This window comes from Streptomyces sp. WI03-4A (assembly GCF_033792105.1).
GTDB lineage: Bacteria > Actinomycetota > Actinomycetes > Streptomycetales > Streptomycetaceae > Streptomyces > Streptomyces collinus_A.
In genome coordinates this window covers 67,489-88,095 of sequence record NZ_JARAUO010000037.1, presented here as the reverse complement: position 1 = coordinate 88,095, position 20,607 = coordinate 67,489, and the positions used below count along the sequence as shown (strand labels likewise).

Genomic DNA, 20,607 nt, shown 5'->3' with positions numbered 1-20,607 from the left:
CCGGCGGCCGGGCCGGTCAGACACCGGCCAGCGGGTTCGGCAGCGGGCGGTAGCGGGCGGCGGCGCCGTCCGCGCCGGTCCAGCGCAGCAGCAGGTTGGTCTTGCCGGGCAGGGTGGGCGAGGTGAGCAGGGCGGGGATCTCGGGCAGGGCGTGCCGGGCGAGTTCCCGGCGGACGGCGGGCCAGGGGTCGAACCCCGGGTGGTCCTCGGCGAGGGCGCCGGCGATCTCGCCGAGGTGGTTGACGACCAGGCAGTACACCAGCCGCTCCCAGCCCGCCGCGCGGGAGACGTCCGCGAGCAGCTTGGCGCCCTCGGCGTCCCGGAACAGCGCCTGCACGGGCGTGCCGGCCGCGTCGACGGCGACGAGGGTGTTCTGCAGGTGCGCCTCCAGCACCACCCCGTGCTCGTCGAACGCCCTCAGGGCGGGCGGGACGACCTGCCGCAGGTATGCCTCCCACCAGGTCCCGGGGGTGGCCGTGGCGGCCAGGGGGCTGCCCTCGAAGCCCTCCGCAAGGCCGGCCGCCAGCAGCGGGGTGGCGCCCGGCAGGAGGTGGCCGCGCAGCCCGTCGCGGACGAGTACGGCCAGTTCCTCGAAGGCGAAGGCGGCGGTGCGGTAGCCGCGGTCGGCCAGCCAGGCCGCCGGCGGGCCGAAGGCGGCGAACGCGGCGCGGGCGGCCGTGTCGGTACGGCGCAGCCTCAGCAGGTCGTGGCGCCACAGCCGGCGGACGTCGTTGGTGATGCGCACGTCGAGGCTGAACTTCAGGAACAGGTCGCGCCGCGGCTCGTACACCGTGCGGACGGCCGCCGTCGGCCAGGTGTCGAAGCCGGTGGGGCCGAGCCGGACGAGCCGGCCGTCGGCGAAGGCCGGGTCGAGCGCGCGGCCGAGGAGGCCGAGCTGCCAGGGGTGGGCGGGCAGCAGCCGGTAGCCGGGCGGGGCCGTCCCCAGGGCGTCCAGGGCGCGGGTGTCGCCCTCCTCGGCCACCTGGTCCTCGCGGACGCCGAGCAGCGTCAGCGGGAAGTGCGCGTGGGCCTCGGGCGCGTACGGCAGCCAGGCCGCTGCCGGGCCGCCGCCGCGCGCCTTGGGCGCGGGGTGGTGGGGGTGGCCGGTGATCAGGGACTGCTCGGAGCGCAGGTACGGGTCCCCGGGCGCCGTCGCCCGGGCGCGGGCGGCGAGCAGGGCGGCGACGGTGTCCCGGCTGTCGATCATCTCGGCGGGCACGTCGCCGCCCGCCGACCCGGTGAGCCTGCGCAGTTCCTCGGCGACCAGCTTGACCAGCTCCGAGTGGCCGAGCCGGTGCCAGACGCCGGCGTCGGACACCTCCGGCTCGGCGGGCCGGCGGCCGGGGCGCACCCGCAGCAGGCGGCCGGTGCCGGGCAGCCGGTAGGCCGGCCGTGCGCCGGGCCCGGGCTCCGGGAGCGGTTCGGCGATCTCCCGCAGCAGGCAGTTGAGCAGGGGGGCGGCCGCATACGCGTCGGCACGCTGTCCGACGGGGTCGGCGGGAGGCTTGAGGTCCACGCGGTCCATTCGTTCTTCGTCGGGGGCCCGAAGGCGATCAGTATGTCTGTCGTCCCTGTGTCTGTCGTCCCTGACCATCGTGCCCCGTGCCGCGTGTATCCGAGGAGCCGACCGTGTACCAGTACCCCCCCGCCGAGGCCCAGGTCGCCGAGGAACTGGCCGCCGTACGGCCCGGCCTGCTGCCCCGGTACGCGGCCGAGCTGCCGGGCGCCCGCGCGGCGGTCCTGACCCGGCTGTGGCGGGCGTTCGCGCACGAGCCGCTGCCGTGGATCACCGGCCGGGTCCGCGGGGCGCACTCCCTGGCGCTGCGCCTTGCCGACGGCCGGACGCTGCACGGCCCGCTCGCCGACCCGTACGCCACCGGGGACCGGGTCACCGCCGTACGCCTCGACCGCGACCGCCACGACGACCCGGCCCGGCTGATGACCGCGCTCGCCGTGCCGCACGCGGCCGCTCTCGCGGCCGAACTGGGGCACAGCGTGGCCTCCCTGGCGCTGTCCCGGGCCGACGCGGACCACCCGAAGGAGTGGCCGGCGGCCGACGGCGGGAGCAAGGACTGGGAGTGGGAGCAGCGGGTCGTGGACGGGCACCCGTTCCACCCCAACTGCCGCTCCCGCCCCGGCTTCTCGGTGGCGGATCAACTGGCGTACGGGCCCGAGCACCGGCCCGTGGTGGAGCTGGGCACCCTCGCGGTGCCGGCCGCCGAGTGCCTGGTCTCCGGCGACTGGCCGGACGAACTGCGCTCCGGCGACGACCTGTTGCTGCCGGTGCACCCCTGGCAGGCCGCGCACGTGCTCAAGCGGTCCTCCGTCACCTGGCGGCCCGCGCACCCGCTGCTGTCGCTGCGCACGCTCGCCCTGGACGACGACGGCCCGCACGTGAAGACGGCCCTGAGCGCGCGGCTGACCTCCTCGGTGCGGGACATCTCCGCGTACTCCGTGGAGGCGTCGGCGGCGCTCACCTCGCTCGCCTCGGACCTGGTCGCGCGCACGGACGGGCTGCTGCACATCACGCGCACCCTGGGCGCGGCCACCGCCCACTCGCCCGATCTCGCCGCGCTGCTGCGGGAGTCGCCCGAGGTGTACGCGGGCCCCGGAGAGCGGGTGCTGCCGGTGGCCGCGCTGCCCGCCACCGGCCTCGCCGGCTCCCCCGCCCGGCTGGCCGCCCTCACCCGGCTCGCCCTCACGGTCGGGCTGCGGCTGCTGGACCTCGGCGTCGCCCTGGAGGCCCACGGGCAGAACCTGCTGGTCGTGCTCTCGGCCGACGGCACCCCGCTGCGCCTGGTCTACCGCGACCTCGCCGACATCCGGATCAGCCCCGCCCGGCTGCTGCGCCACGGCATCACCCCGCCGCCGCTGACCGGCCGGCTGGTCACGGACGACGAAACGGCCCTGCGGCGCAAGCTGTTCGGGTCCCTGGTGGCGGGGGCGCTGGCCGGTACGGCGGGCTCGGGACCGGCGCTCGGCGCGGCGCTGGCGGCGGCCCTGCCCGGCCTGCCCCGCACCCCGGACCTGGCCGCGCTGCGCGAAGGCCCGGTGCCCGCCAAGGCGTTGACGCTGATGCGACTCTCCCCGGAGACCCCCGGCGACCTGTGGACCGCGCTGCCGAGCCCACTCGTTTTGGAGCCCGGCACCGGAGATCAATAAGATCCGCCGATGATCAGAAGACAACGGCTGGCGGCGGGCGTCTGCGCTCTGCTCGCCGCCCTGACGGCGGGGCTCGCCTTCCCCGGGCCGGCCGCGGCCGACGAGACGGAACAGGCCGCCCCGAAGGTCGAACTCGTACTGGACGTCAGCGGTTCCATGCGGACCCGGGACATCGACGGCGGCACCCGGATGGCCGCCGCGAAGCAGGCGTTCAACGAGGTGCTCGACGCGACGCCCGAGGAGGTCCAGCTCGGTATCCGCACCCTGGGCGCCAACTACCACGGCAACGACCGCAAGACGGGCTGCAAGGACACCGCGCAGCTCTACCCGGTCAGCACGCTGGACCGCACGGAGGCGAAGACCGCGGTCGCCACGCTGTCGCCGACCGGCTGGACCCCGATCGGTCCCGCGCTGCTCAAGGCGGCGGACGACCTCAACGGCGGCGACGGCGCCCGCCGTATCGTCCTGATCAGCGACGGCGAGGACACCTGCCAGCCGCTCGACCCGTGCGAGGTGGCCCGGGAAATAGCCGCCAAGGGCATCGGGCTGACCATCGACACCCTCGGCCTGGTGCCCGACGCCAAGACCCGTGACCAGCTCAGCTGCATCGCGGACGCGACCGGCGGCACCTACACCTCCGTGCAGCACAAGGAGGAACTGAGCGACCGGGTCGGCCAGTTGGTGGACCGTGCGGCCGATCCGGTGGTGACGCCGGTGGCGACCGAGGGCGCGCGCGAGTGCTCCTCGGCGCCGTCGCTGAAGTCCGGCCTCTACACGGACCGCGAGGAGTTCGGTCAGCAGCGCTGGTACAAGGTGGCCGTCGAGCCGGGCCAGGAGGTGCGCGCCTCGGTGAGCGTGGCGGACGACCGCGCGGTGAACCCGGACTACGGCGTGCTGCTGCGGGCGGTGACGCTGCACGGACGCGAGATCGTGCGCGGTGAGGCGGCGGGCGACGGCCGTACCGACGTCATCTCCACGGGCCTGCGCTACCCGCGGCCCGAGAGCGACGACGAGAACGCGGCCGCGGAGACCGTGTGCCTCCAGGTCACCAACTCCTTCTCGGCGGCCGCCGGCGTCAAGACCACGCCCGGCCTGCCGCTGGAACTGACGGTCGACGTGGTGGACGGCCCGTCGAAGGCGGGCGACGTCGCCTCCTTCGGCCTCGGCCGCGGCTGGTGGCTGCTCGGCGCGCTGGTGCTGGCCGGTTTCGTCGCGGGTCTGCTGTGGGGCTGGGTGTCCCGCTGGCGGGTCGCGGTCTGGAGGACCAACTGATGCGTATCACACGTGTGCTGAGCACCGCCCTGCTGGCGCTCGGGCTGGCCGCGGGACCCGCGGCCGCCGACTCCTCGCCGTCGCCCGGCGCCTCGGACGACGGCAAGGTGCCCACCCGGGCGGGCACCTCCTTCCGCACGGCCACCGAGATCGACCAGGGGCAGCGGGCCACCGCGTCCGGCTCCACCGGTGACTACCTGTACTGGTCGTTCCCCGCGGACGTCGGGCAGCGCCCGACCGTCGCGGCGACCGTGAAGCTGCCCGCCTCGCACGGGACGCAGACCTGGCAGATCGACGTGTACGACGGTCTGCGGCGCCGCCAGTCCTGCCAGTACGGCGCCGCCACGCGCACCGCCGCGCAGGGCACCTCCTCGGTCGAGCTGGCGTGCGTGCTGCGCACGGTGCGCGCCTGGTCGGAGCCGTGGGCCGACGACCCGCTGCCCGGCACGTACTACGTCCGGCTGACGGTCGTGGACCTGGCCGCGGGTGACCTCGGCCAGCCGGTGAGCGCCGAGGTGCGCGCCGACTCCAAGCACATCGGCGGCGCGGCGGCCGTGGACGGCTCGCTGGCCGAGCCGCTGGTGCCGGGGATCGCGGTGAAGTCCGGGGCGGAGAAGGACGGTGACGGCGCGAAGTCGGCCGTGCTGTCCAGCATCGAGCCCGACGACGGCTGGTCCTCCGGCTGGTGGTCCGACCGCTGGGTGTGGACCGGCATCGGCGGCGTGCTCGCGGCGCTCGCGGGCATCGGCGGATACGCGCTGACGCGCGGCTCGGGGCGGCCGTCCCGGGTGCCGCCGAACGCCTGACCCGTCCCGCACCGCCCGTGAAGGCCCGCCCCCCCGGGGCGGGCCTTCCGTGTTCCTCACGCCTCCCGCAGCGCCTTGGCGAGGGTGCCGTCGCCGGTGACCGTGACCCGTCCGGCGCGCACGGCGTCCGCCAGCGTCAACGCCCCGTGGCCGACGGCCGCGAGCGTCCCGGAGTCCGTGCCGAGGCACACGTCCGCCGGACCGGGTGCGGGTCCGTCGCCGTACACCGGCCCGTACCCGGCGCCGACGTGGAGGTGGAAGTGCCCCTCGTCCAGGCGGACTTCGACCACTCCTTCGCCCTCGGCGGTGCCTTCCAGGGCCCGCAGCAGCGGCAGGGCGAACCAGTGGGCGCGCACCGCGTCGGTGGGCCGCCGCTCCCCCAGTTCGGGCTGCCCCCACTCCCCCAGCGCCTGCAGCACCGGCAGCAACTCACGTCCGCGACGGGTCAATTCGTACACGTAGGCCGCGCTCGGCGGGGGCAGCCTGCGCCGGCCGGCGAGCCCGTCGCGCTCCATGTCCCTCAGCCGGGAGGCGAGTACGTCCGTGCTCACGCCGGGCAGGTCCGCGTGCAGGTCCGTGTAGCGGCGGGGACCGGCGAGCAGCTCCCGGACGATCAGCAGGGTCCAGCGGTCGCCGACGAGGTCGAGCGCGCGGGCTGCGGAGCAGTACTGGTCGTAGCTTCGGCGAGGTGACATGCGGCGCAGTCTAGACGGGTTGTTGGACTTTCCAAGCTCCTACTTGGTAAAACCAAGCAACACGAGTTCCCGGAGGGGCACATGGAGTTCCGGCAGTCGAACAAGCTCAGCGAGGTCTGTTACGAGATCCGCGGCCCGGTGATCGAGCACGCCAACGCGTTGGAGGAGGCGGGCCACAGCGTGCTCCGCCTGAACACCGGCAACCCGGCGCTGTTCGGCTTCGAGGCGCCGGAGGAGATCCTCCAGGACATGATCCGGATGCTGCCCCGGGCGCACGGCTACAGCGACTCGCGCGGCATCCTCTCCGCCCGCCGCGCCGTCGCCCAGCGCTACCAGAACCTGGGCCTGGAGGTGGGCGTCGACGACGTGTTCCTCGGCAACGGCGTCTCGGAGCTGGTCTCCATGGCGGTGACGGCGCTGGTCGAGGACGGCGACGAGATCCTCATCCCCGCCCCGGACTTCCCGCTCTGGACGGCGGTGACGACCCTCGCCGGCGGCAAGGCGGTCCACTACCGCTGCGACGAACAGGCCGACTGGAACCCGGACCTGGCCGACATGGCGGCGAAGATCACCGACCGCACCAAGGCCCTCGTGCTGATCAACCCGAACAACCCCACGGGAGCCGTGTATCCGAAGGAGGTCGTCGAGGGCGTCCTCGACCTGGCCCGCCGGCACGGCCTGATGGTCTTCGCCGACGAGATCTACGACCAGATCCTGTACGACGACGCCGTCCACCACTCGGCCGCGGCCCTCGCCCCCGACCTGGTGGTCCTCACCTTCTGCGGCCTGTCCAAGACCTACCGGGTGGCGGGCTTCCGCTCCGGCTGGCTGGTGGTCACCGGTCCGCGGCAGCATGCCAGGGACTACCTGGAGGGCCTGACCATGCTGGCCTCCATGCGGCTGTGCGCCAACGCGCCCGCCCAGTACGCCATCCAGGCCGCGCTCGGCGGCCGCCAGTCCATCCACGAACTCACCGCGCCGGGCGGGCGGTTGCGCGAGCAGCGCGACATCGCCTGGGAGAAGCTGAACGAGATCCCCGGGGTGTCCTGCGTGAAGCCCAAGGGCGCGCTGTACGCCTTCCCGCGCCTCGACCCGAAGGTGCACAAGATCCACGACGACGAGAAGTTCGTCCTCGACCTGCTGCTGCGCGAGAAGATCCAGGTGGTCCAGGGCACGGGCTTCAACTGGCCCGAGCCCGACCACTTCCGCATCCTCACGCTGCCGCACGCGGAGGACCTGGAGGCGGCGATCGGCCGGATCGGCCGGTTCCTCGGCGGGTACCGGCAGTGACGCGGCGCGCGGCCGTCCGGCCCAGTCCGCGCTGCGGGCCGCCCCCGGCCGTGCGACCGTGCTCGGGAGACGAGTGGGAAGGGCGCTGACATGGGTGACCTCTTTCTCGTCCGGCACGGTGAGACCGAGTGGTCGCGCTCCGGACGGCACACCGGCTGGACGGACCTGCCCCTCACCGGGGACGGGCGCGAGGAGGCCCGGCGGCTGGTACCGCTGTTCCGGACCCTGGAGGTCGGCGCCGCCTTCGTCAGCCCGCTGCGGCGGGCCCGGGAGACGGCCGAGCTGATCGGTCTCCCGGGCGCCCGGGTCGACGCCGACCTGTGCGAGTGGGACTACGGCGGGTACGAGGGCGTGACCACCGTGGAGATCCAGCGGACCCGGCCCGACTGGTTCCTGTTCACGGACGGGGTCGCGCCGGGGCCGGCGGAGCACCCCGGGGAGAGCCCCGAACAGGTGGGAGAGCGCGCCGACCGGATGCTCGGCAAGGTGGACGCCGCCCTCGCCGGCACCGAGGGGGACGTCGTCCTGGTCGCCCACGGCCACTTCCTGCGGGTACTCACCGCCCGCCGCCTCGGTCTGCGCCCGCAGGACGGCGCCCACTTCCAGCTCGCGACGGGCACGCTGTGCCGGCTCGGCACCGAGCACGGGCGCCCGGTGGTGGCGGGCTGGAACCTCCGGCCGACCGGCTGACCCGGCCGGCCCGGAGCCGCTGTCGGTGCCCGGTCGTACGCTTCTGACGAGCCGCCCTCCCGGCGGCCCGCCGGAGCCGGCCCACCGGAGGGAGCACGCCGTGACCCGACCCCCGACCGCCGCGCAGCGGCGGGTGATCGACGCCGCCGACCCGGTCACCGGGCGGCTGCGCGGGACCCCGGCACAGCTGGCCGCGCTGGTGCGGCACGGTCTCGCCTTCCGGCATCCACGGCCGCCGCACGACCACTTCCTCACCCCGGCCGGACACCGCGTGCGGGAGAGCGCACCCGAGGCCGCGCCGGAAGCGGCGCCGGCACCGGCACCGGCATCCGACGCCGGGGTCTTCGCGGCGCGCGTCGGCGGCGAGGGCACCGCCCCGGCCTCCGCCGCGGCCCGGCTGCGTGAGGTGCGCGGGGCCTGGCAGGGGCTGCTGGAGCTGCGCCGGATGACCAACCCCGGCGGTGCCACCGACCGCCCGTGCGGCTGGGAGCGCGCGCACCTGGTGCGGGCCGCCGCGCTCGCCCTGGAGGCGGCCGGGCACCCGCCCGAGGGCCCGGACGGCGCCGGGTACCGGGTGCGCGCCACCCCGCAGCCCGAGGCCGTCGCCGTGCACGGGCCGGACGAGCCCACCCTGCGGGCCTGCGCGGCCACGCTGGAGGGAGCGGGCTGGCAGGCCGGCGAGTACACCGAGCCCCGCACGCGGGCGCGCTATCTGCTGGCCTCGCCGCGCCGGGCGTGAGCCGCGTGCCAGGATCGGGGATCAGTGCGTCGTACACGAGAAGGGGAAGTCGTGAGCGAACCGTTTTCCGTGCGGGTGGGCGTCCGGGGCTACGAGACCGACGTCCAGGGCCACCTCAACCAGGCGGTGTACCTCAACTACGCGGAGCACGCCCGGTGGTCGATGCTCCAGGCGGCCGGGCTGAGCCAGGCGCGGCTGGGCCGCGAGGGGGTCGGACCGGTGGCGCTGGAGACGACGATCCGCTACCGGCGCGAGCTGCTCGCCGGTGACGAGGTCGACGTCACCTGCGTGTTCGAGTGGGGTACCGGCAAGACGTTCCGGATCCACCAGGAGATCCGCAGGACCGACGGCACGGTGGCCGCCGAGATCACCGCCGTGGGCGGGATCATGGACCTCGCGGCCCGCAGCCTGGTGCCCGATCCGGGCGCGGTCTTCAAGGAGCTGACCGCCGACCCGTCCCTGCTCGGCCTCTGACTCCGCGTCGCCCGGTGGGCCCGGCTCACGACGTGGTCGGGGCCTGCCGGGTCGGCACCGGGACCTGGTTGAAGCCGTAGTAGAGGGCGAGCAGGCCGTGGGCGGCCAGGGTGAGGGGGGCGGAGACGAAGGCCAGGCCCACCGTCAGCGGGTAGCCGAGCGAGCCCAGCGCGAAGCGGATCCGGGTGGCCCGGGCGGCGGGGGCGTCCACCCGGGAGTCGAAGAGGTGGCCGGTGCGGGTCAGATGCCACCACAGGGCCTGGAAGGTGAGCGCCATCGCGACCATTACCAGGCTGTACACGGCGGCGGCCACGTGGGAGGCCCGGTCCTCGCGCAGGTACTCCGCGAGCATCGCCGTCGGCCAGGGCACCGCGGCGACGACCATCAGCACCAGCAGGTTGAGGAACATCAGGGTCCGGTCGACCCGGGCGACGTAGCTGAACACCTGGTGGTGGTTGACCCACATGATGCCGATGACCAGGAAACTCACCACATAGGCGGCGTAGGACGGCCACTGCGCGCCCAGCGCGTGCCACAGGCCGCCCGGTCCGTCGGCCTTCGGCACCTTGATGTCCAGGATGAGCAGGGTGATGGCGATGGCGAACACCCCGTCGCTGAAGGCCTCTACGCGGCCGGACTCGTTCATGCGGCCCAGCCTGCCGCACTTGACGGCGCGGGGTACGGCGGTCGCCGTACCCCGCGCCGTCAAGTGCGGCCGTGCCGGGTGTCAGTGGGCCGGGGCGAGTTCCTCGCCCGACTCCATGGGGTGGGTGACGTCCGTGGCCTCGCGGTCGCGGCCGAGGTGGTTGAAGACCAGGTTGAGCAGGACGGCCGTGACGCAGCCGGTGGAGATGCCGGAGTCCAGGACGATCCTCGCGGTCTCGGGGAAGGCGCGGTAGAAGTCCGGCGCCGTGATCGGGATGATGCCGACGGCCAGGGAGACGGCCACGATCAGGACGTTGTTGTCCCGCTCCAGGCCGGCCCGGACCAGGGTCTGGATGCCGCTCGCGGCGACCGAGCCGAAGAGGACCACGCCGGCCCCGCCGAGCACCGGGCGGGGGACGACCGCGATGAGCGAGGCGGCCATCGGGCACAGTCCCATCAGGACCAGGAAGCCGCCGCCGGCCGCGACCACGAAGCGGCTGCGGATCCGCGTCATGGCGACGAGCCCGATGTTCTGGGCGAAGGCGCTGCACATGAAGCCGTTGAAGAGGGGGCTGAGGGCGGAGCCGAGGGTGTCGGCGCGCAGCCCGGCGGCGATGGTCCGCTCGTCGGCCGGGCGGTCGACTATCTCACCCAGCGCCAGCATGTCGGCGGTGGATTCGGTCATGGAGACCACCATCACCACGCACATCGACAGGATCGCCGCGATGTGGAACTGCGGGGCGCCGAAGTGGAACGGGCTCGGGAAGCCGACCAGGTCCGCCTTGGCGACGGGGTCGAAGTCGGTGACGCCGAACGGGATCGCCATGAGCGTGCCGGCGACGAGGCCGAGGAGGACCGCGATCTGCTTGGCGAAGCCGCGGGTGAAGCGGCGCAGCAGCAGGACGATCAGCAGGGTGATGCCCGCGAGGGCGAGGTTGGTCGTCGAACCGTAGTCGTGCGCGGCGGGGTCGGGGCCCTGGGCCCAGTTGAAGGCGACCGGGAGGAGGGAGACCCCGATCAGGGTGATGACCGTCCCCGTGACGACCGGGGGGAAGAAGCGGACGGCCTTGCAGAAGACGGGGGCGGCGAGGAAGCCGAGGAGGCCGGCGACGATGACCGCGCCGAAGATCATCGGCAGGGCGTCGGACTTGTCCTCGGCGGAGGCCACGATCGCCGTCATCGGGGCGACCCCGGCGAAGGTGACACCGTTGACGAAGGGCAGGCGGGCGCCGATCTTCCAGATCCCCAGGGTCTGCAGGAAGGTCGCGAGGCCCGCGGTGAACAGGCACGCTCCGGTGAGGAAGGTGAGGTCGGTGCCGGACAGCCCCACGGCGGCGCCGACGATCAGGGGCGGGGCGACGACTCCGGCGTACATGGCGGCCACGTGCTGCAGGCCGCTCGTCGCCATCTTGAGGGCGGGGAGCTTCTCGTCCACGGGGTGGACGGACTTCTCGTCGGCGGGGTGGGCGGACACGGCGGCTCCTCCGGTCGGTTAGACGCATCGGCTGTGACGCGGGTTTCAGGGAGGTGGTGCGCGGCGGGCATGGGGTACCTCCCGCTCGAGCGAAGTCGAGAGCGGGGGAGGGACCGGGGAGACCCCTGGGGGTCGCGGGACGGTGACCGTTCCGGGGCGCGCGTGTGCACGCGCGCCCCGGAGACGGCCGCCATGGACCCCGCTCGGGTCCACGGCTGCCGGCCGGGAGCCGTCCCTCCCGGCCGGAGTCCGAAGGGGCTCAGCCCTGGGCGGCGATCCGCGCCAGGCGCTGGGCCTCGTCCCGCGTGGAGCGGGCGACGGCGTCCTCGTCGACGGTCAGCAGCCGGCCGTCCTCGACGATCTGGCGGCCGTTGACGAAGGAGGCGGTGACCGGGGCGGCCGCGCCGAAGACCAGCGCGGTCACCGGGTCGGCGATGGAGGCATGGGCGAGGGTGTCCAGCTTCCACAGCACGAGGTCGGCCAGCTTGCCGGCCTCCAGCGAACCGGTCTCGGCGGCCCGGCCGAGCACCTGGGCGCCGCCGTGGGTGCCCAGGCGCAGCGCCTGCCGGGCGTTCAGCGCTGCCTCGCGGTGGGCGCCGAGGCGGTTGATGAGGAGCGCGTTGCGCAGTTCGGTGTGCAGCTCACCCGACTCGTTGGACGCCGTTCCGTCGACGCCGAGGCCGACGGGCACGCCCGCCTTCAGCATGTCGGGGACGCGGGCGATGCCGGCCGCGAGGCGGGCGTTGGACGAGGGGCAGTGCGCCACACCGGTCTTCGTGCGGGCGAAGGCGGCGATGTCGGAGTCGTTCATGTGGACGCAGTGCGCCATCCACACGTCCTCGCCGAGCCAGCCGGTGGACTCGAAGTAGTCGGTCGGGCCCATGCCGAACAGCTCGTGGCAGAACTTCTCCTCCTCCACGGTCTCCGAGCCGTGGGTGTGCAGCCGTACGCCGAGGCTGCGGGCCAGTTCGGCGCCCTGCCTGAGGAGTTCGGTGGAGACGGAGAAGGGGGAGCAGGGGGCGACGGCGATCTGGGTCATCGCGTCGAAGGAGGCGTCGTGGTGCTCCTTGACCGTCTCCTCGGTGGCGGTGAGGGCGCCTTCGAGGGTCTCGACGGCGAAGTCCGGGGGCAGGCCACCGTCCTTCTCGCTGCGGTCCATGGAGCCGCGGGCCAGGGTGAAGCGGACGCCGGTCTCGTGGGCGGCGCGGATGATCGCGCCGGACAGGTCGCCGGAGCCCCGCGGGTATACGTAGTGGTGGTCCATGGCGGTGGTGACGCCGCCGCGGGCCATCATCGCCAGCGAGCCGCGGGCCGCCGCGTACACCATCGGCTCGTCGACGCGCGCCCACGTGGGGTAGAGCGCGACCAGCCAGTTGAAGAGGTTGTGGTCGGTGGCCAGGCCGCGGGTGATCCACTGGTAGAAGTGGTGGTGGGTGTTGACCAGGCCGGGGGTGACGAGGTGCCCGGTGGCATCGATCCGGCGTACGACGTTCTCCAGGCCCTCGGGGGCGTTGCCCGCGCCGACGGCCTCGATCCGGTTGCCGGCGATGACCAGGTACCCGGAGGCGTACTCGGTGTCGTCGGCGTCGACGGTCGCGATCGCGCAGTTCTCGATGACGATGCGCTGGTCTGCTGCCATGACTTCGTCCTTTTCGCTCAGTGGACTCTGTGAGGGAGGGCACGGCAGGACCCTGGGAGTTTTGAGTGCCGTGACCGGGGTGGACGGTTCCCCGGTCACGGGTGCCGAAAAGAGGGGTGTGGCTCAGAGGTTGGTGAGGTCCACCGGGATCCGCGGTTCGCAGCCGTTGCGCAGGATGGTCGCCTCGATCAGGCCGTAGGGCCGGTCGGCGGCGAAGTAGACCTCGTTGTCGTTCTTGAGGCCGAAGGGCTCCAGGTCGACCAGGAAGTGGTGCGAGTTCGGCAGGGAGAAGCGGACCTCGTCTATCTCGCTGCGGTTGTTGATGATGCGCGAGCCCATCTGGTACAGCGTCTGCTGGAGCGAGAGCGAGTACGTCTCGGCGAAGGCCTGGAGCGCGTGCCTGCGCACCTGCTCGTAGGACTTCTCCCAGTTGGGCATCTTCTGCTCGTCGTCGGTCCAGTTGAACCGCCAGCGGCCGGACACCGAGGTCGCCAGGATGCGGTCGTAGGCCTCCTGGAGCGTCGTGTACTTGTCCTTGACGTAGCCCCAGAACTCGGAGTTGGTCGAGTTCATGACGGTCAGGTCCTTGAGGCCGGAGATGACCTCCCACTTCTCACCGTCGTAGGTGATCTGGGCGACCCGGGTCTCCTGGCCCTTGCGCACGAACGAGTGCTTGACCTCGTCCGCGCCGATGAACTTCGAGTTGGCGTCGGAGGTCTCGATCCGCTCCCAGGCGTACTCCTCGATCCGGATCCGCGCGGTCTTGATCGGCTCCTGCGAGGTGACGAAGTGGCGGGCGAGGTGGATGCCGAACTGCTCGGCGGACTCGATGCCGTGTTCCTTGGCGAAGGCGAACACCGTGTTCTTGGTGGTGTCGGTCGGCAGGACGTTGGCGTTGGAGCCGGAGTAGTGGACCTCCTCCATGTCGCCGCTCAGGGCGACGGAGACGTTGAGGTCCTTGATGTGGTGGGTGGCGCCGTCCCGCGTGATCTTGACGACTCGGTTCTCGGCCTTGCCGTACTGGTTCTGTCCCAGCATCACAGGGTGGGCCGGACGGGAATTGACTGCCATGTCTGCTAGCTCCCTCGGTAAACGGAGTAGCCGAACGGGTTGAGCAGCAGCGGTACGTGGTAGTGCTCGCCCGGCACGACGGCGAACGTGATCGCCACCTCGGGGAAGAACACGCCCGGTCCGCTGTCCCGATTCGCGGGGGCGTCCTGCTGCGCATCGGCTTGCTTCTTCTCGGACTGCAAGAAATACGTCTCGACGGCGAAGTCGAGCCGTACGTGGGTCGTCCCTTCCGGCAGGGCCGGGAGGTCCTTGCACCGGCCGTCGGCGTCGGTCGCGGAGCCGCCGAGCGCCTGCCAGTCCGCCGCGCCGCCGGACCGGGCGGAGAGGTGGACGGCGACGCCCTCGGCGGGGCGTCCGACGGAGGTGTCCAGGATGTGCGTGGACACGGAGGCGGTGGTGCTGGTGCTCATGGTGTCAGGCGTCCTCTTCGACGAGTCGGGCCAGTCGGATGCGGTTGATCTTGCCCAGCTCGGTGCGGACGATCTCCCGCTCCTGTTCCGGCGAGTTGCCGATCCGCTCCTTGACCGCGTCGCGCATCTGCTCGCCGGTCCGGCCGGTGGCGCAGATGAGGAAGACGTGCCCGAACCGTTCCTGGTAGGCCAGGTTCAGTTCGAGCATCTCGGCCTTGAGCTCGTCCGCGGCGCCGGCCATGCCGGCCTGCTCCCGCGCGGAGGTGGGGTCGCCGGGCCGGGGGCGGCCGATCGGCGGATGGCCGGCCATCGCCTCCTGAAGGTCCTGCGTGCCCAGGTCGGCCATGGCGGCGTCGCTGGCGGCACAGAGGTCGTCGAGGGTGGCGTACGGGCGGCCGGCGAGCAGCCGGCGGGCCCAGACGGTGGAGGCGCACGCCTCGTGGAGGCCGGCGAGCGCCGTGTGCTCCTCCAGGACGTTGAACCGGGCCAGGCCCGGGGGCGTGGAAGTCGTAGTCACGGGAGCCTCCGTGGCCGGGAACGGCCTTCGTGCTGAACGGGCTGCCAGTAGCTAACGCCCTCCGGAACAACACGTCAACACTTTGTTGAAAATTTGGGGGTGGCGCTCCGGCCGGGCGTCAGCCCTCTTTCTCACGGTTGAGGTAGTTGTACACGGTGAAGCGGCTCACGCCGAGCGCGCTCGCCACGGTCTCCACGCCGTGGCGGACGGCGAAGGCACCGCGTGCTTCCAGTATCCGCACGACCTCCTGCTTGGACTTGCGGTCCAGTTCGGCCAGCGGGCGGCCGCGCCTGCGCTCCATGGCGGCGAGGATGTGGTCCAGCGAGTCGGCGAGCTGCGGCAGGCGCACGGCGAGCACGTCGGTACCCTCCCAGGCGAGCACGACGTCGTCGGCGCCGGCCTCGTCCGGCGGGAGCATCTCCCCGCCCATGGCGTCGACCAGCGGCTTCACGGCCGCGATGAAGGACTCGTCCCCCGTGCCGGTCACTTCTCGCCCTCCCCGGCCGCGCCGACGACGTTGACCTGGAGCGAGACCCGGGTCGCGCCGGCCGCGAGGCTGCGGCGCAGCAGCGCGTCCACGGCGCCGAGCACGGCGTCGGCGGCGCCCTCCACCGTGTTGCCGAACGGGCCGACGTCCACCGCGTCGAGCTGGGCCGCCTCGATGACCTCGCGGGCGACCACCGCGTGCGCGGGTGCCTCGTCGAGATCGAAGGGCTCCGTCGTGAACTCCACTTTCAGTCGCACTGTGCCCCCAAGGCTCGCGCTCCGACCCGCGTGGGCCGCCGGGTCCGCGACCGGGGTAGGACCTCCCAGGCCGCTTGGGGAGACCTTAACGGACACGCGTGCGCATCCCGCTCCCGGAAAGGCACCCGCCGAAACCTCCCCGCTCCGCGCGACGGACCCGCCGTCCGGCCGCGTAGAGCAGACGACGGATCGACTCAGGGAGGGGACTGCACAGTGACAGCACGTGCACGCAAGGGAGCACTGAGGGGTGCCAGGGGTACCGCGATCGCGGCGGCGGCGATGGCCGCGCTGACCGCGTCGCAGCCGCCGGGGGCGGTCTCGGCGCAGGTCTCTGAGCCCGTGCGGAAGGCCGCGGCCGCCGAGGACGGCCCCAGCGTGTCCGGCGACACCCCCTACCGCACCGGCCTCCCACCGCTGCGGACCCGCAAGGAGGTTCCGGCACAGGAGGTGACGGGCGGCGCCCTGCCCGCGAGCGTGTTCACCGCGTACCGGCGGGCCGAGGAGGAGCTCGCGCGCAGCGTGCCGGGCTGCCGGCTGCGCTGGCAGCTGCTGGCCGCGATCGGCCAGGTGGAGTCCGGGCAGGCGCGGGGCGGCCGGGTGGCTCCGGACGGTACGACCGTGACGCCCATCCTCGGTCCCCGGCTGACCGGCGGCGCCTTCGCCGTCGTACCGGACACCGACGGCGGCGCGTACGACGGGGACGCGGTGTACGACCGCGCGGTCGGCCCGATGCAGTTCATCCCGTCGACCTGGGAACGCTGGGGCGCGGACGGCAACGGTGACGGGCACGCGGACCCGGACAACGTCTACGACGCGGCGCTCGCCGCCGGCCGCTACCTGTGCGCGGGCGGCCGGGACCTCTCGGACCCTGCCGAACTGGACCGGGCGATCCTGGGCTACAACCACTCGGACGCCTATATGCGCACGGTCCGGGCCTGGTACGCGTACTACCTGACCGGACACCACGTGGTGCCGGACGCGTCCGGCGAGTCCCGGGACCGGCCGAAGCCGTCCCGCCCGAAGACCTCGAAGCCGTCGCCGAAGCCCTCGCCGAAGCCGTCGGAGGACCGGGAGCCGGACCCGGGCCCGTCGCGCACCCCGGCGACGCCACCCGCCTCGCCATCCCCCACCCCGTCCCGCTCGGCGGACGTCCCCCAGGAGCCGCAGACGCCGGCGGTTCCCGTCCCCGCACCGACCCTCACGCTGCCCGACGGCGGTGTGTTTTCCGACACAGGCCCTCTGACCATGGGCAACAGCTAGAACACGAGGGGTGTCTCCCCCTCCACAACAGCCGATACCCGGCGGTAATGTCGCCACCCGCCGGATGCACAGGACCGGCGGTGAGTGCGAAGGGGCCCTCATGGCGACGAACATGCCTGCGGACACAGCGGCCGCCGACGAGCGGTGGCAGCGCATGTGGGGCCACCGTGAGCAGTTGCTCAAGGTGGCCCGGCGGCGCTCCATGAGCCAGGAGGACGCCGAGGACGCCGTGCACGAGGCGATGCTGCGGGCCGCGGAGCGCCCCGACCTCGACGACGAGCGGCTCGGCGCCTGGCTGACGACGGTGACGATGCGGCTGTGTGTCGACCGGTACCGGCAGGTCAACCGCGAGGCCGAGGTCGGCAGCCGCCCGACGCTCGTCGCGCCGGGCCCGGTGCCCGTCGAGGAGGCGGTGTGCGACCGGGCGGAGGCGAAATGGCTCGCCGTGCGGAGCGGGGAGCTGCCCGCCCGGCAGGCGGAGGCGCTGCGGCTGAAGTCCGAGGACATGGACGTGAGCCAGGTCGCGGTGCGGATGGGGCTCAGCTACCGGACCGTCGAGTCGCTGCTCGCCCGGGCCCGACGGACGCTGCGCGCCTCGCTGGCCGGGACGCTCGGGCTCGTCCTGTTCCTGGTCGGACGCGGGCGGCCGCGCGGGGGCGGGAAGGTGCAGGCCGTGGTGGTCACCTCCACGGCGGCGACCCTGGCCGTGGCGGGCTTCGTACTGCCGTACGCGCTCGACGGGGGCGGTCGCGCGGCCGCCCCGACTCGGCAGCCGACGATGTCCAGCGGGGCGCAGGTGGCCGACAGCATCGGCAGCACCGGGCGGGCGCGCGCTCCGCAGACGCGTAGGCCGCCGGCGGCCCCGACTCGGGCGGCGACCCGATCGCCCGCCGGCGAAACCGCCATACCTCTGTCCGTGCCGCCCCTGCCGGAGGTCTCCACGCCTTCGCTTCCCAAGCTGCCGGTGGAGTCCGCAGTGCCGTCGGTGCCGTCGCTTCCCTCAGCGCCGTCGCTCCCGGCTCTTCCGTCCGTTTCCCTCCCCGTACACACCCCGAGCGTGCCTGCCGTGAAACAGCCGTAGCACGCCGTAAACGCGCCCGAAAAAATTCGCGGTCGCCGCGACGGACGCCCCGCCCCTCCCCGTAGAGCAGATGTCGGAGCTGCTCCACGGGCGAAGGGTGGGACCGGATGGGTGTCGAGATCTGTGTGGAAGGGCTGACCAAGTCCTTCGGTCATCAGGTCATCTGGCAGGACGTCTCGCTGACGCTGCCCGCCGGGGAGGTCTCGGTGATGCTCGGCCCCTCGGGGACGGGCAAGTCGGTGTTCCTCAAGACGCTCGTCGGGCTGCTGAAGCCGGAGCGCGGCTCCATCACGATCCAGGGCCGGGACATCACCCGGCTGCGGGAGCGCGACCTGTACGAGGTGCGGAAGCTGTTCGGCGTGCTGTTCCAGGACGGCGCACTGTTCGGCTCGATGAACCTGTACGACAACATCGCCTTCCCGCTGCGCGAGCACACCCGCAAGTCCGAGAGCGAGATCCGGCGCATCGTGCTGGAGAAGATGGACATGGTCGGGCTGATCGGCGCCGAGGGAAAGCTGCCCGGCGAGATCTCCGGCGGGATGCGCAAGCGTGCGGGACTCGCCCGCGCCCTGGTCCTCGACCCGGAGATCATCCTGTTCGACGAGCCGGACTCGGGCCTCGACCCGGTGCGCGTGGCCTATCTGAACCAGCTCATCGTCGACCTCAACGCACAGATCGACGCGACCTTCCTCATCGTCACCCACGACATCGCCTCGGCCCGCCAGGTGCCCGACAACATCGGACTGCTGTTCCGGCGCGAGCTGGTGATGTTCGGGCCCCGCGAGCAGCTGCTGACCAGTGACGAGCCCGTCGTACGGCAGTTCCTGAACGGCCGGATGCAGGGACCGATCGGCATGGCGGAGGAGAAGGACGCGGCACAGGTCGAGCAGGAGCTGGCCCTGATCGACGAGGGCGGCGGAGTCGAGGACCTCACTCCCCGCCTGCTGCCTAGCCCCGGCATCGCACGCCCACCCCGCTGGGAGTCGATCGCCGGACGGGAGGCCGAGCTGCACGGGAAGGAGGTGACCGGCCCATGAGACTCTCCCCGACGGGTGCGCTCAGGCACTCGGGCAATCTGTTCGCGATGGCGCTGGACGTCGTCCGGACCCTGCCCCGACGGCCGTTTCAAGCGAGGGAGTTCATCCAGCAGGCGTGGTTCGTCGCGAGCGTCACGATCCTGCCGACGGCTCTTGTCTCGATCCCCTTCGGAGCGGTCATCGCGCTCCAGATCGGCAGCCTGACCCGGCAGCTGGGCGCGCAGTCCTTCTCCGGTGCCGCATCCGTGCTCGCCGTGCTGCGCGAGGCCTCGCCGATCGTCACCGCGCTGCTGATCGCGGGCGCGGGCGGCACGGCGATCTGTGCGGACCTCGGGGCACGCAAGATCCGGGACGAGATCGACGCGATGCAGGTCCTCGGCATCGACCCGATCCACCGGCTCGTCGTACCGCGCGTGCTGGCGTCGATGGTCGTGGCCGTCCTCCTCAACGGCCTGGTGTCGGTGGTCGGCGTCGCGGGCGGCTACTTCTTCAACGTCATCCTCCAGAACGGCACGCCCGGCGCCTACCTGGCGTCCTTCACGACCCTCGCGCAGCTGCCCGACCTGTGGGCGGCCGAGATCAAGGCGCTGGTGTTCGGGGCGATCGCCGCGATCGTCGCCTCGTACAAGGGGCTCACCGCGCAGGGCGGTCCGAAGGGCGTGGGTGATGCCGTCAACCAGTCCGTGGTGATCACCTTCATGTTGCTGTTCGTGACCAACTTCGTGATGACCGCGGTGTACTTCCAGGTCGTTCCGCAGAAGGGCTAGCCGATGAGACCTCAAAGAGTCCTCGACCGCCCACTGCGCTCCCTGGAGGAGCTGGGCACCCAACTGTCCTTCTATGGACGCTCCTTGGCGTGGACGGGCCGCACCCTGCGCCGCTACAAGAAGGAGATCCTGCGGCTGCTCGCCGAGGTGAGCTTCGGCCGTGGCGCGCTCGCCGTCGTCGGCGGCACGGTCGGCGTGATCGCCTTCCTGTCGTTCTTCACCGGCACCGAGGTCGGCCTCCAGGGCTACGCGGCCCTCAACCAGCTCGGCACCTCCAACTTCGTGGCGTTCCTGTCCGCGTACTTCAACACCCGGGAGATCGCCCCGCTGGTGGCCGGACTCGCCCTGTCCGCGACGGTCGGCGCCGGCTTCACCGCGCAGCTCGGTGCGATGCGGATCAGCGAGGAGACCGACGCGCTGGAGGTGATGGGCGTCCCGTCGCTGCCGTTCCTGGTGACGACGCGGATGATCGCCGGTTTCGTCGCGGTGATCCCGCTGTACGTGATCGGGCTGCTGTCCTCGTATCTCGCCGCCCGCACCATCACCACCAGCTACTACGGGCAGTCGACGGGCACGTACGACCACTACTTCCAGCAGTACCTGCCGCCGGTGGACGTCCTTTGGTCCTTCGGCAAGGTGATCGTCTTCGCGGTGCTGATCATCCTGGTGCACTGCTACTACGGCTACCACGCGAGCGGCGGTCCGGCGGGCGTCGGCGTCGCGGTGGGCCGGGCGGTGCGGACGTCCATCGTCGCCATCAACGTCCTGGACTTCTTCCTGAGTCTCGCGATCTGGGGCGCCAACACGACTGTACGGATTGCGGGGTGAGAGAGG

22 protein-coding genes are annotated in these 20,607 nt (G+C 72.6%); 12 read left to right on the top strand and 10 right to left on the bottom strand.

The features are described 5' to 3' along the window. Positions 1-16 precede the first annotated feature (16 nt). Complete coding sequence (locus PV343_RS30105; protein WP_319150192.1) at positions 17-1,525, bottom strand: IucA/IucC family protein; 1,509 nt, start codon at positions 1,523-1,525, stop codon at positions 17-19. 104 nt (positions 1,526-1,629) lie between these two features. Here PV343_RS30105 and PV343_RS30100 point away from each other — a divergent pair, with 104 nt between their 5' ends. From PV343_RS30100 to PV343_RS30090, 3 genes are read left to right on the top strand one after another with little or no spacing between them, the layout of a single operon-like run. Next, entirely contained in the window at positions 1,630-3,162 is a 1,533-nt protein-coding gene (locus PV343_RS30100; protein WP_319150191.1) for an IucA/IucC family protein, read from the top strand. A 9-nt stretch (positions 3,163-3,171) separates the two neighbouring features. Continuing rightward, complete coding sequence (locus PV343_RS30095) at positions 3,172-4,434, top strand: VWA domain-containing protein (protein ID WP_319150190.1); 1,263 nt, start codon at positions 3,172-3,174, stop codon at positions 4,432-4,434. Next, entirely contained in the window at positions 4,434-5,240 is an 807-nt protein-coding gene (locus tag PV343_RS30090) for a hypothetical protein (protein WP_319150189.1), read from the top strand. Before PV343_RS30095 ends, PV343_RS30090 begins: the two co-directional genes overlap by 1 nt. 56 nt (positions 5,241-5,296) lie before the next feature. Here PV343_RS30090 and PV343_RS30085 read toward each other — a convergent pair whose 3' ends face one another. Next, the gene (locus PV343_RS30085; RefSeq protein ID WP_319150188.1) at positions 5,297-5,935 is read right to left on the bottom strand and encodes a winged helix-turn-helix transcriptional regulator; all 639 of its coding nucleotides are present in this window, start codon (positions 5,933-5,935) and stop codon (positions 5,297-5,299) included. An 81-nt stretch (positions 5,936-6,016) separates the two neighbouring features. Here PV343_RS30085 and PV343_RS30080 point away from each other — a divergent pair, with 81 nt between their 5' ends. From PV343_RS30080 to PV343_RS30065, 4 genes are all read left to right on the top strand, one after another. Further along, on the top strand, positions 6,017-7,225 hold the full coding sequence (locus PV343_RS30080; RefSeq protein WP_319150187.1) for a pyridoxal phosphate-dependent aminotransferase: 1,209 nt from the start codon (positions 6,017-6,019) through the stop codon (positions 7,223-7,225). Positions 7,226-7,315: 90 nt separating this feature from the next. Then, positions 7,316-7,915 (top strand): histidine phosphatase family protein, encoded by a 600-nt coding sequence (locus PV343_RS30075; protein WP_319150186.1) that lies wholly within the window; start codon positions 7,316-7,318, stop codon positions 7,913-7,915. Positions 7,916-8,015: 100 nt separating this feature from the next. Beyond that, positions 8,016-8,654: a hypothetical protein gene (locus tag PV343_RS30070; protein WP_319150185.1), complete on the top strand. Its 639-nt coding sequence runs from the start codon at positions 8,016-8,018 to the stop codon at positions 8,652-8,654. Positions 8,655-8,705: 51 nt separating this feature from the next. Then, on the top strand, positions 8,706-9,128 hold the full coding sequence (locus tag PV343_RS30065; RefSeq protein ID WP_319150184.1) for an acyl-CoA thioesterase: 423 nt from the start codon (positions 8,706-8,708) through the stop codon (positions 9,126-9,128). 25 nt (positions 9,129-9,153) lie between these two features. Here the strand turns inward: PV343_RS30065 and PV343_RS30060 are convergent, their stop codons facing one another. From PV343_RS30060 to PV343_RS30025, 8 genes are all read right to left on the bottom strand, one after another. Further along, positions 9,154-9,774 (bottom strand): TMEM175 family protein, encoded by a 621-nt coding sequence (locus tag PV343_RS30060; RefSeq protein WP_319150183.1) that lies wholly within the window; start codon positions 9,772-9,774, stop codon positions 9,154-9,156. 81 nt (positions 9,775-9,855) lie between these two features. Further along, complete coding sequence (locus PV343_RS30055) at positions 9,856-11,247, bottom strand: nucleobase:cation symporter-2 family protein (RefSeq protein WP_319150182.1); 1,392 nt, start codon at positions 11,245-11,247, stop codon at positions 9,856-9,858. Between the two features lie 259 nt (positions 11,248-11,506). Then, positions 11,507-12,886 carry an 8-oxoguanine deaminase gene (locus tag PV343_RS30050; RefSeq protein WP_319150181.1) on the bottom strand — a complete coding sequence of 460 codons (1,380 nt, stop codon included), beginning with the start codon at positions 12,884-12,886 and terminating at the stop codon, positions 11,507-11,509. 123 nt (positions 12,887-13,009) lie between these two features. Further along, on the bottom strand, positions 13,010-13,957 hold the full coding sequence (gene pucL, locus PV343_RS30045; RefSeq protein ID WP_319150180.1) for a factor-independent urate hydroxylase: 948 nt from the start codon (positions 13,955-13,957) through the stop codon (positions 13,010-13,012). Positions 13,958-13,962: 5 nt separating this feature from the next. After that, on the bottom strand, positions 13,963-14,367 hold the full coding sequence (uraH, locus tag PV343_RS30040) for a hydroxyisourate hydrolase (protein ID WP_319150179.1): 405 nt from the start codon (positions 14,365-14,367) through the stop codon (positions 13,963-13,965). A 4-nt stretch (positions 14,368-14,371) separates the two neighbouring features. After that, positions 14,372-14,884 (bottom strand): 2-oxo-4-hydroxy-4-carboxy-5-ureidoimidazoline decarboxylase, encoded by a 513-nt coding sequence (gene uraD, locus PV343_RS30035; RefSeq protein WP_319150178.1) that lies wholly within the window; start codon positions 14,882-14,884, stop codon positions 14,372-14,374. A 118-nt stretch (positions 14,885-15,002) separates the two neighbouring features. Beyond that, positions 15,003-15,371: a helix-turn-helix domain-containing protein gene (locus tag PV343_RS30030; RefSeq protein WP_319150177.1), complete on the bottom strand. Its 369-nt coding sequence runs from the start codon at positions 15,369-15,371 to the stop codon at positions 15,003-15,005. Then, positions 15,368-15,628 carry a thiamine-binding protein gene (locus tag PV343_RS30025; protein ID WP_208299296.1) on the bottom strand — a complete coding sequence of 87 codons (261 nt, stop codon included), beginning with the start codon at positions 15,626-15,628 and terminating at the stop codon, positions 15,368-15,370. Before PV343_RS30025 ends, PV343_RS30030 begins: the two co-directional genes overlap by 4 nt. Before the next feature lie 213 nt (positions 15,629-15,841). Between PV343_RS30025 and PV343_RS30020 the strand changes: the two genes are divergently transcribed. From PV343_RS30020 to PV343_RS30000, 5 genes are all read left to right on the top strand, one after another. Then, positions 15,842-16,888, top strand: a complete 1,047-nt coding sequence (locus tag PV343_RS30020; RefSeq protein WP_319150176.1) for a lytic transglycosylase domain-containing protein — start codon at positions 15,842-15,844, stop codon at positions 16,886-16,888. A gap of 100 nt (positions 16,889-16,988) precedes the next feature. Continuing rightward, positions 16,989-17,969, top strand: coding sequence for an RNA polymerase sigma factor (locus PV343_RS30015; protein ID WP_319150175.1), 981 nt, complete (start codon positions 16,989-16,991; stop codon positions 17,967-17,969). Between the two features lie 107 nt (positions 17,970-18,076). Further along, positions 18,077-19,006, top strand: coding sequence for an ABC transporter ATP-binding protein (locus tag PV343_RS30010; protein WP_319150174.1), 930 nt, complete (start codon positions 18,077-18,079; stop codon positions 19,004-19,006). Then, positions 19,003-19,773 (top strand): MlaE family ABC transporter permease, encoded by a 771-nt coding sequence (locus tag PV343_RS30005; protein ID WP_319150173.1) that lies wholly within the window; start codon positions 19,003-19,005, stop codon positions 19,771-19,773. Before PV343_RS30010 ends, PV343_RS30005 begins: the two co-directional genes overlap by 4 nt. Before the next feature lie 3 nt (positions 19,774-19,776). Further along, positions 19,777-20,601, top strand: coding sequence for an ABC transporter permease (locus PV343_RS30000; RefSeq protein WP_319150172.1), 825 nt, complete (start codon positions 19,777-19,779; stop codon positions 20,599-20,601). The last annotated feature ends 6 nt before the right edge of the window (positions 20,602-20,607 follow it).

Coding starts and splice junctions, on each gene's coding strand:
- PV343_RS30080 (WP_319150187.1), top strand. CDS start 6,017: ATGGAGTTCCGGCAGTCGAACAAGCTCAGCGAGGTCTGTTACGAGATC.
- PV343_RS30105 (WP_319150192.1), bottom strand. CDS start 1,525: ATGGACCGCGTGGACCTCAAGCCTCCCGCCGACCCCGTCGGACAGCGT.
- PV343_RS30005 (WP_319150173.1), top strand. CDS start 19,003: ATGAGACTCTCCCCGACGGGTGCGCTCAGGCACTCGGGCAATCTGTTC.
- PV343_RS30085 (WP_319150188.1), bottom strand. CDS start 5,935: ATGTCACCTCGCCGAAGCTACGACCAGTACTGCTCCGCAGCCCGCGCG.
- PV343_RS30090 (WP_319150189.1), top strand. CDS start 4,434: ATGCGTATCACACGTGTGCTGAGCACCGCCCTGCTGGCGCTCGGGCTG.
- PV343_RS30075 (WP_319150186.1), top strand. CDS start 7,316: ATGGGTGACCTCTTTCTCGTCCGGCACGGTGAGACCGAGTGGTCGCGC.
- PV343_RS30010 (WP_319150174.1), top strand. CDS start 18,077: ATGGGTGTCGAGATCTGTGTGGAAGGGCTGACCAAGTCCTTCGGTCAT.
- pucL (WP_319150180.1), bottom strand. CDS start 13,957: ATGGCAGTCAATTCCCGTCCGGCCCACCCTGTGATGCTGGGACAGAAC.
- PV343_RS30095 (WP_319150190.1), top strand. CDS start 3,172: ATGATCAGAAGACAACGGCTGGCGGCGGGCGTCTGCGCTCTGCTCGCC.
- PV343_RS30000 (WP_319150172.1), top strand. CDS start 19,777: ATGAGACCTCAAAGAGTCCTCGACCGCCCACTGCGCTCCCTGGAGGAG.
- PV343_RS30015 (WP_319150175.1), top strand. CDS start 16,989: ATGGCGACGAACATGCCTGCGGACACAGCGGCCGCCGACGAGCGGTGG.
- PV343_RS30050 (WP_319150181.1), bottom strand. CDS start 12,886: ATGGCAGCAGACCAGCGCATCGTCATCGAGAACTGCGCGATCGCGACC.
- PV343_RS30060 (WP_319150183.1), bottom strand. CDS start 9,774: ATGAACGAGTCCGGCCGCGTAGAGGCCTTCAGCGACGGGGTGTTCGCC.
- uraH (WP_319150179.1), bottom strand. CDS start 14,367: ATGAGCACCAGCACCACCGCCTCCGTGTCCACGCACATCCTGGACACC.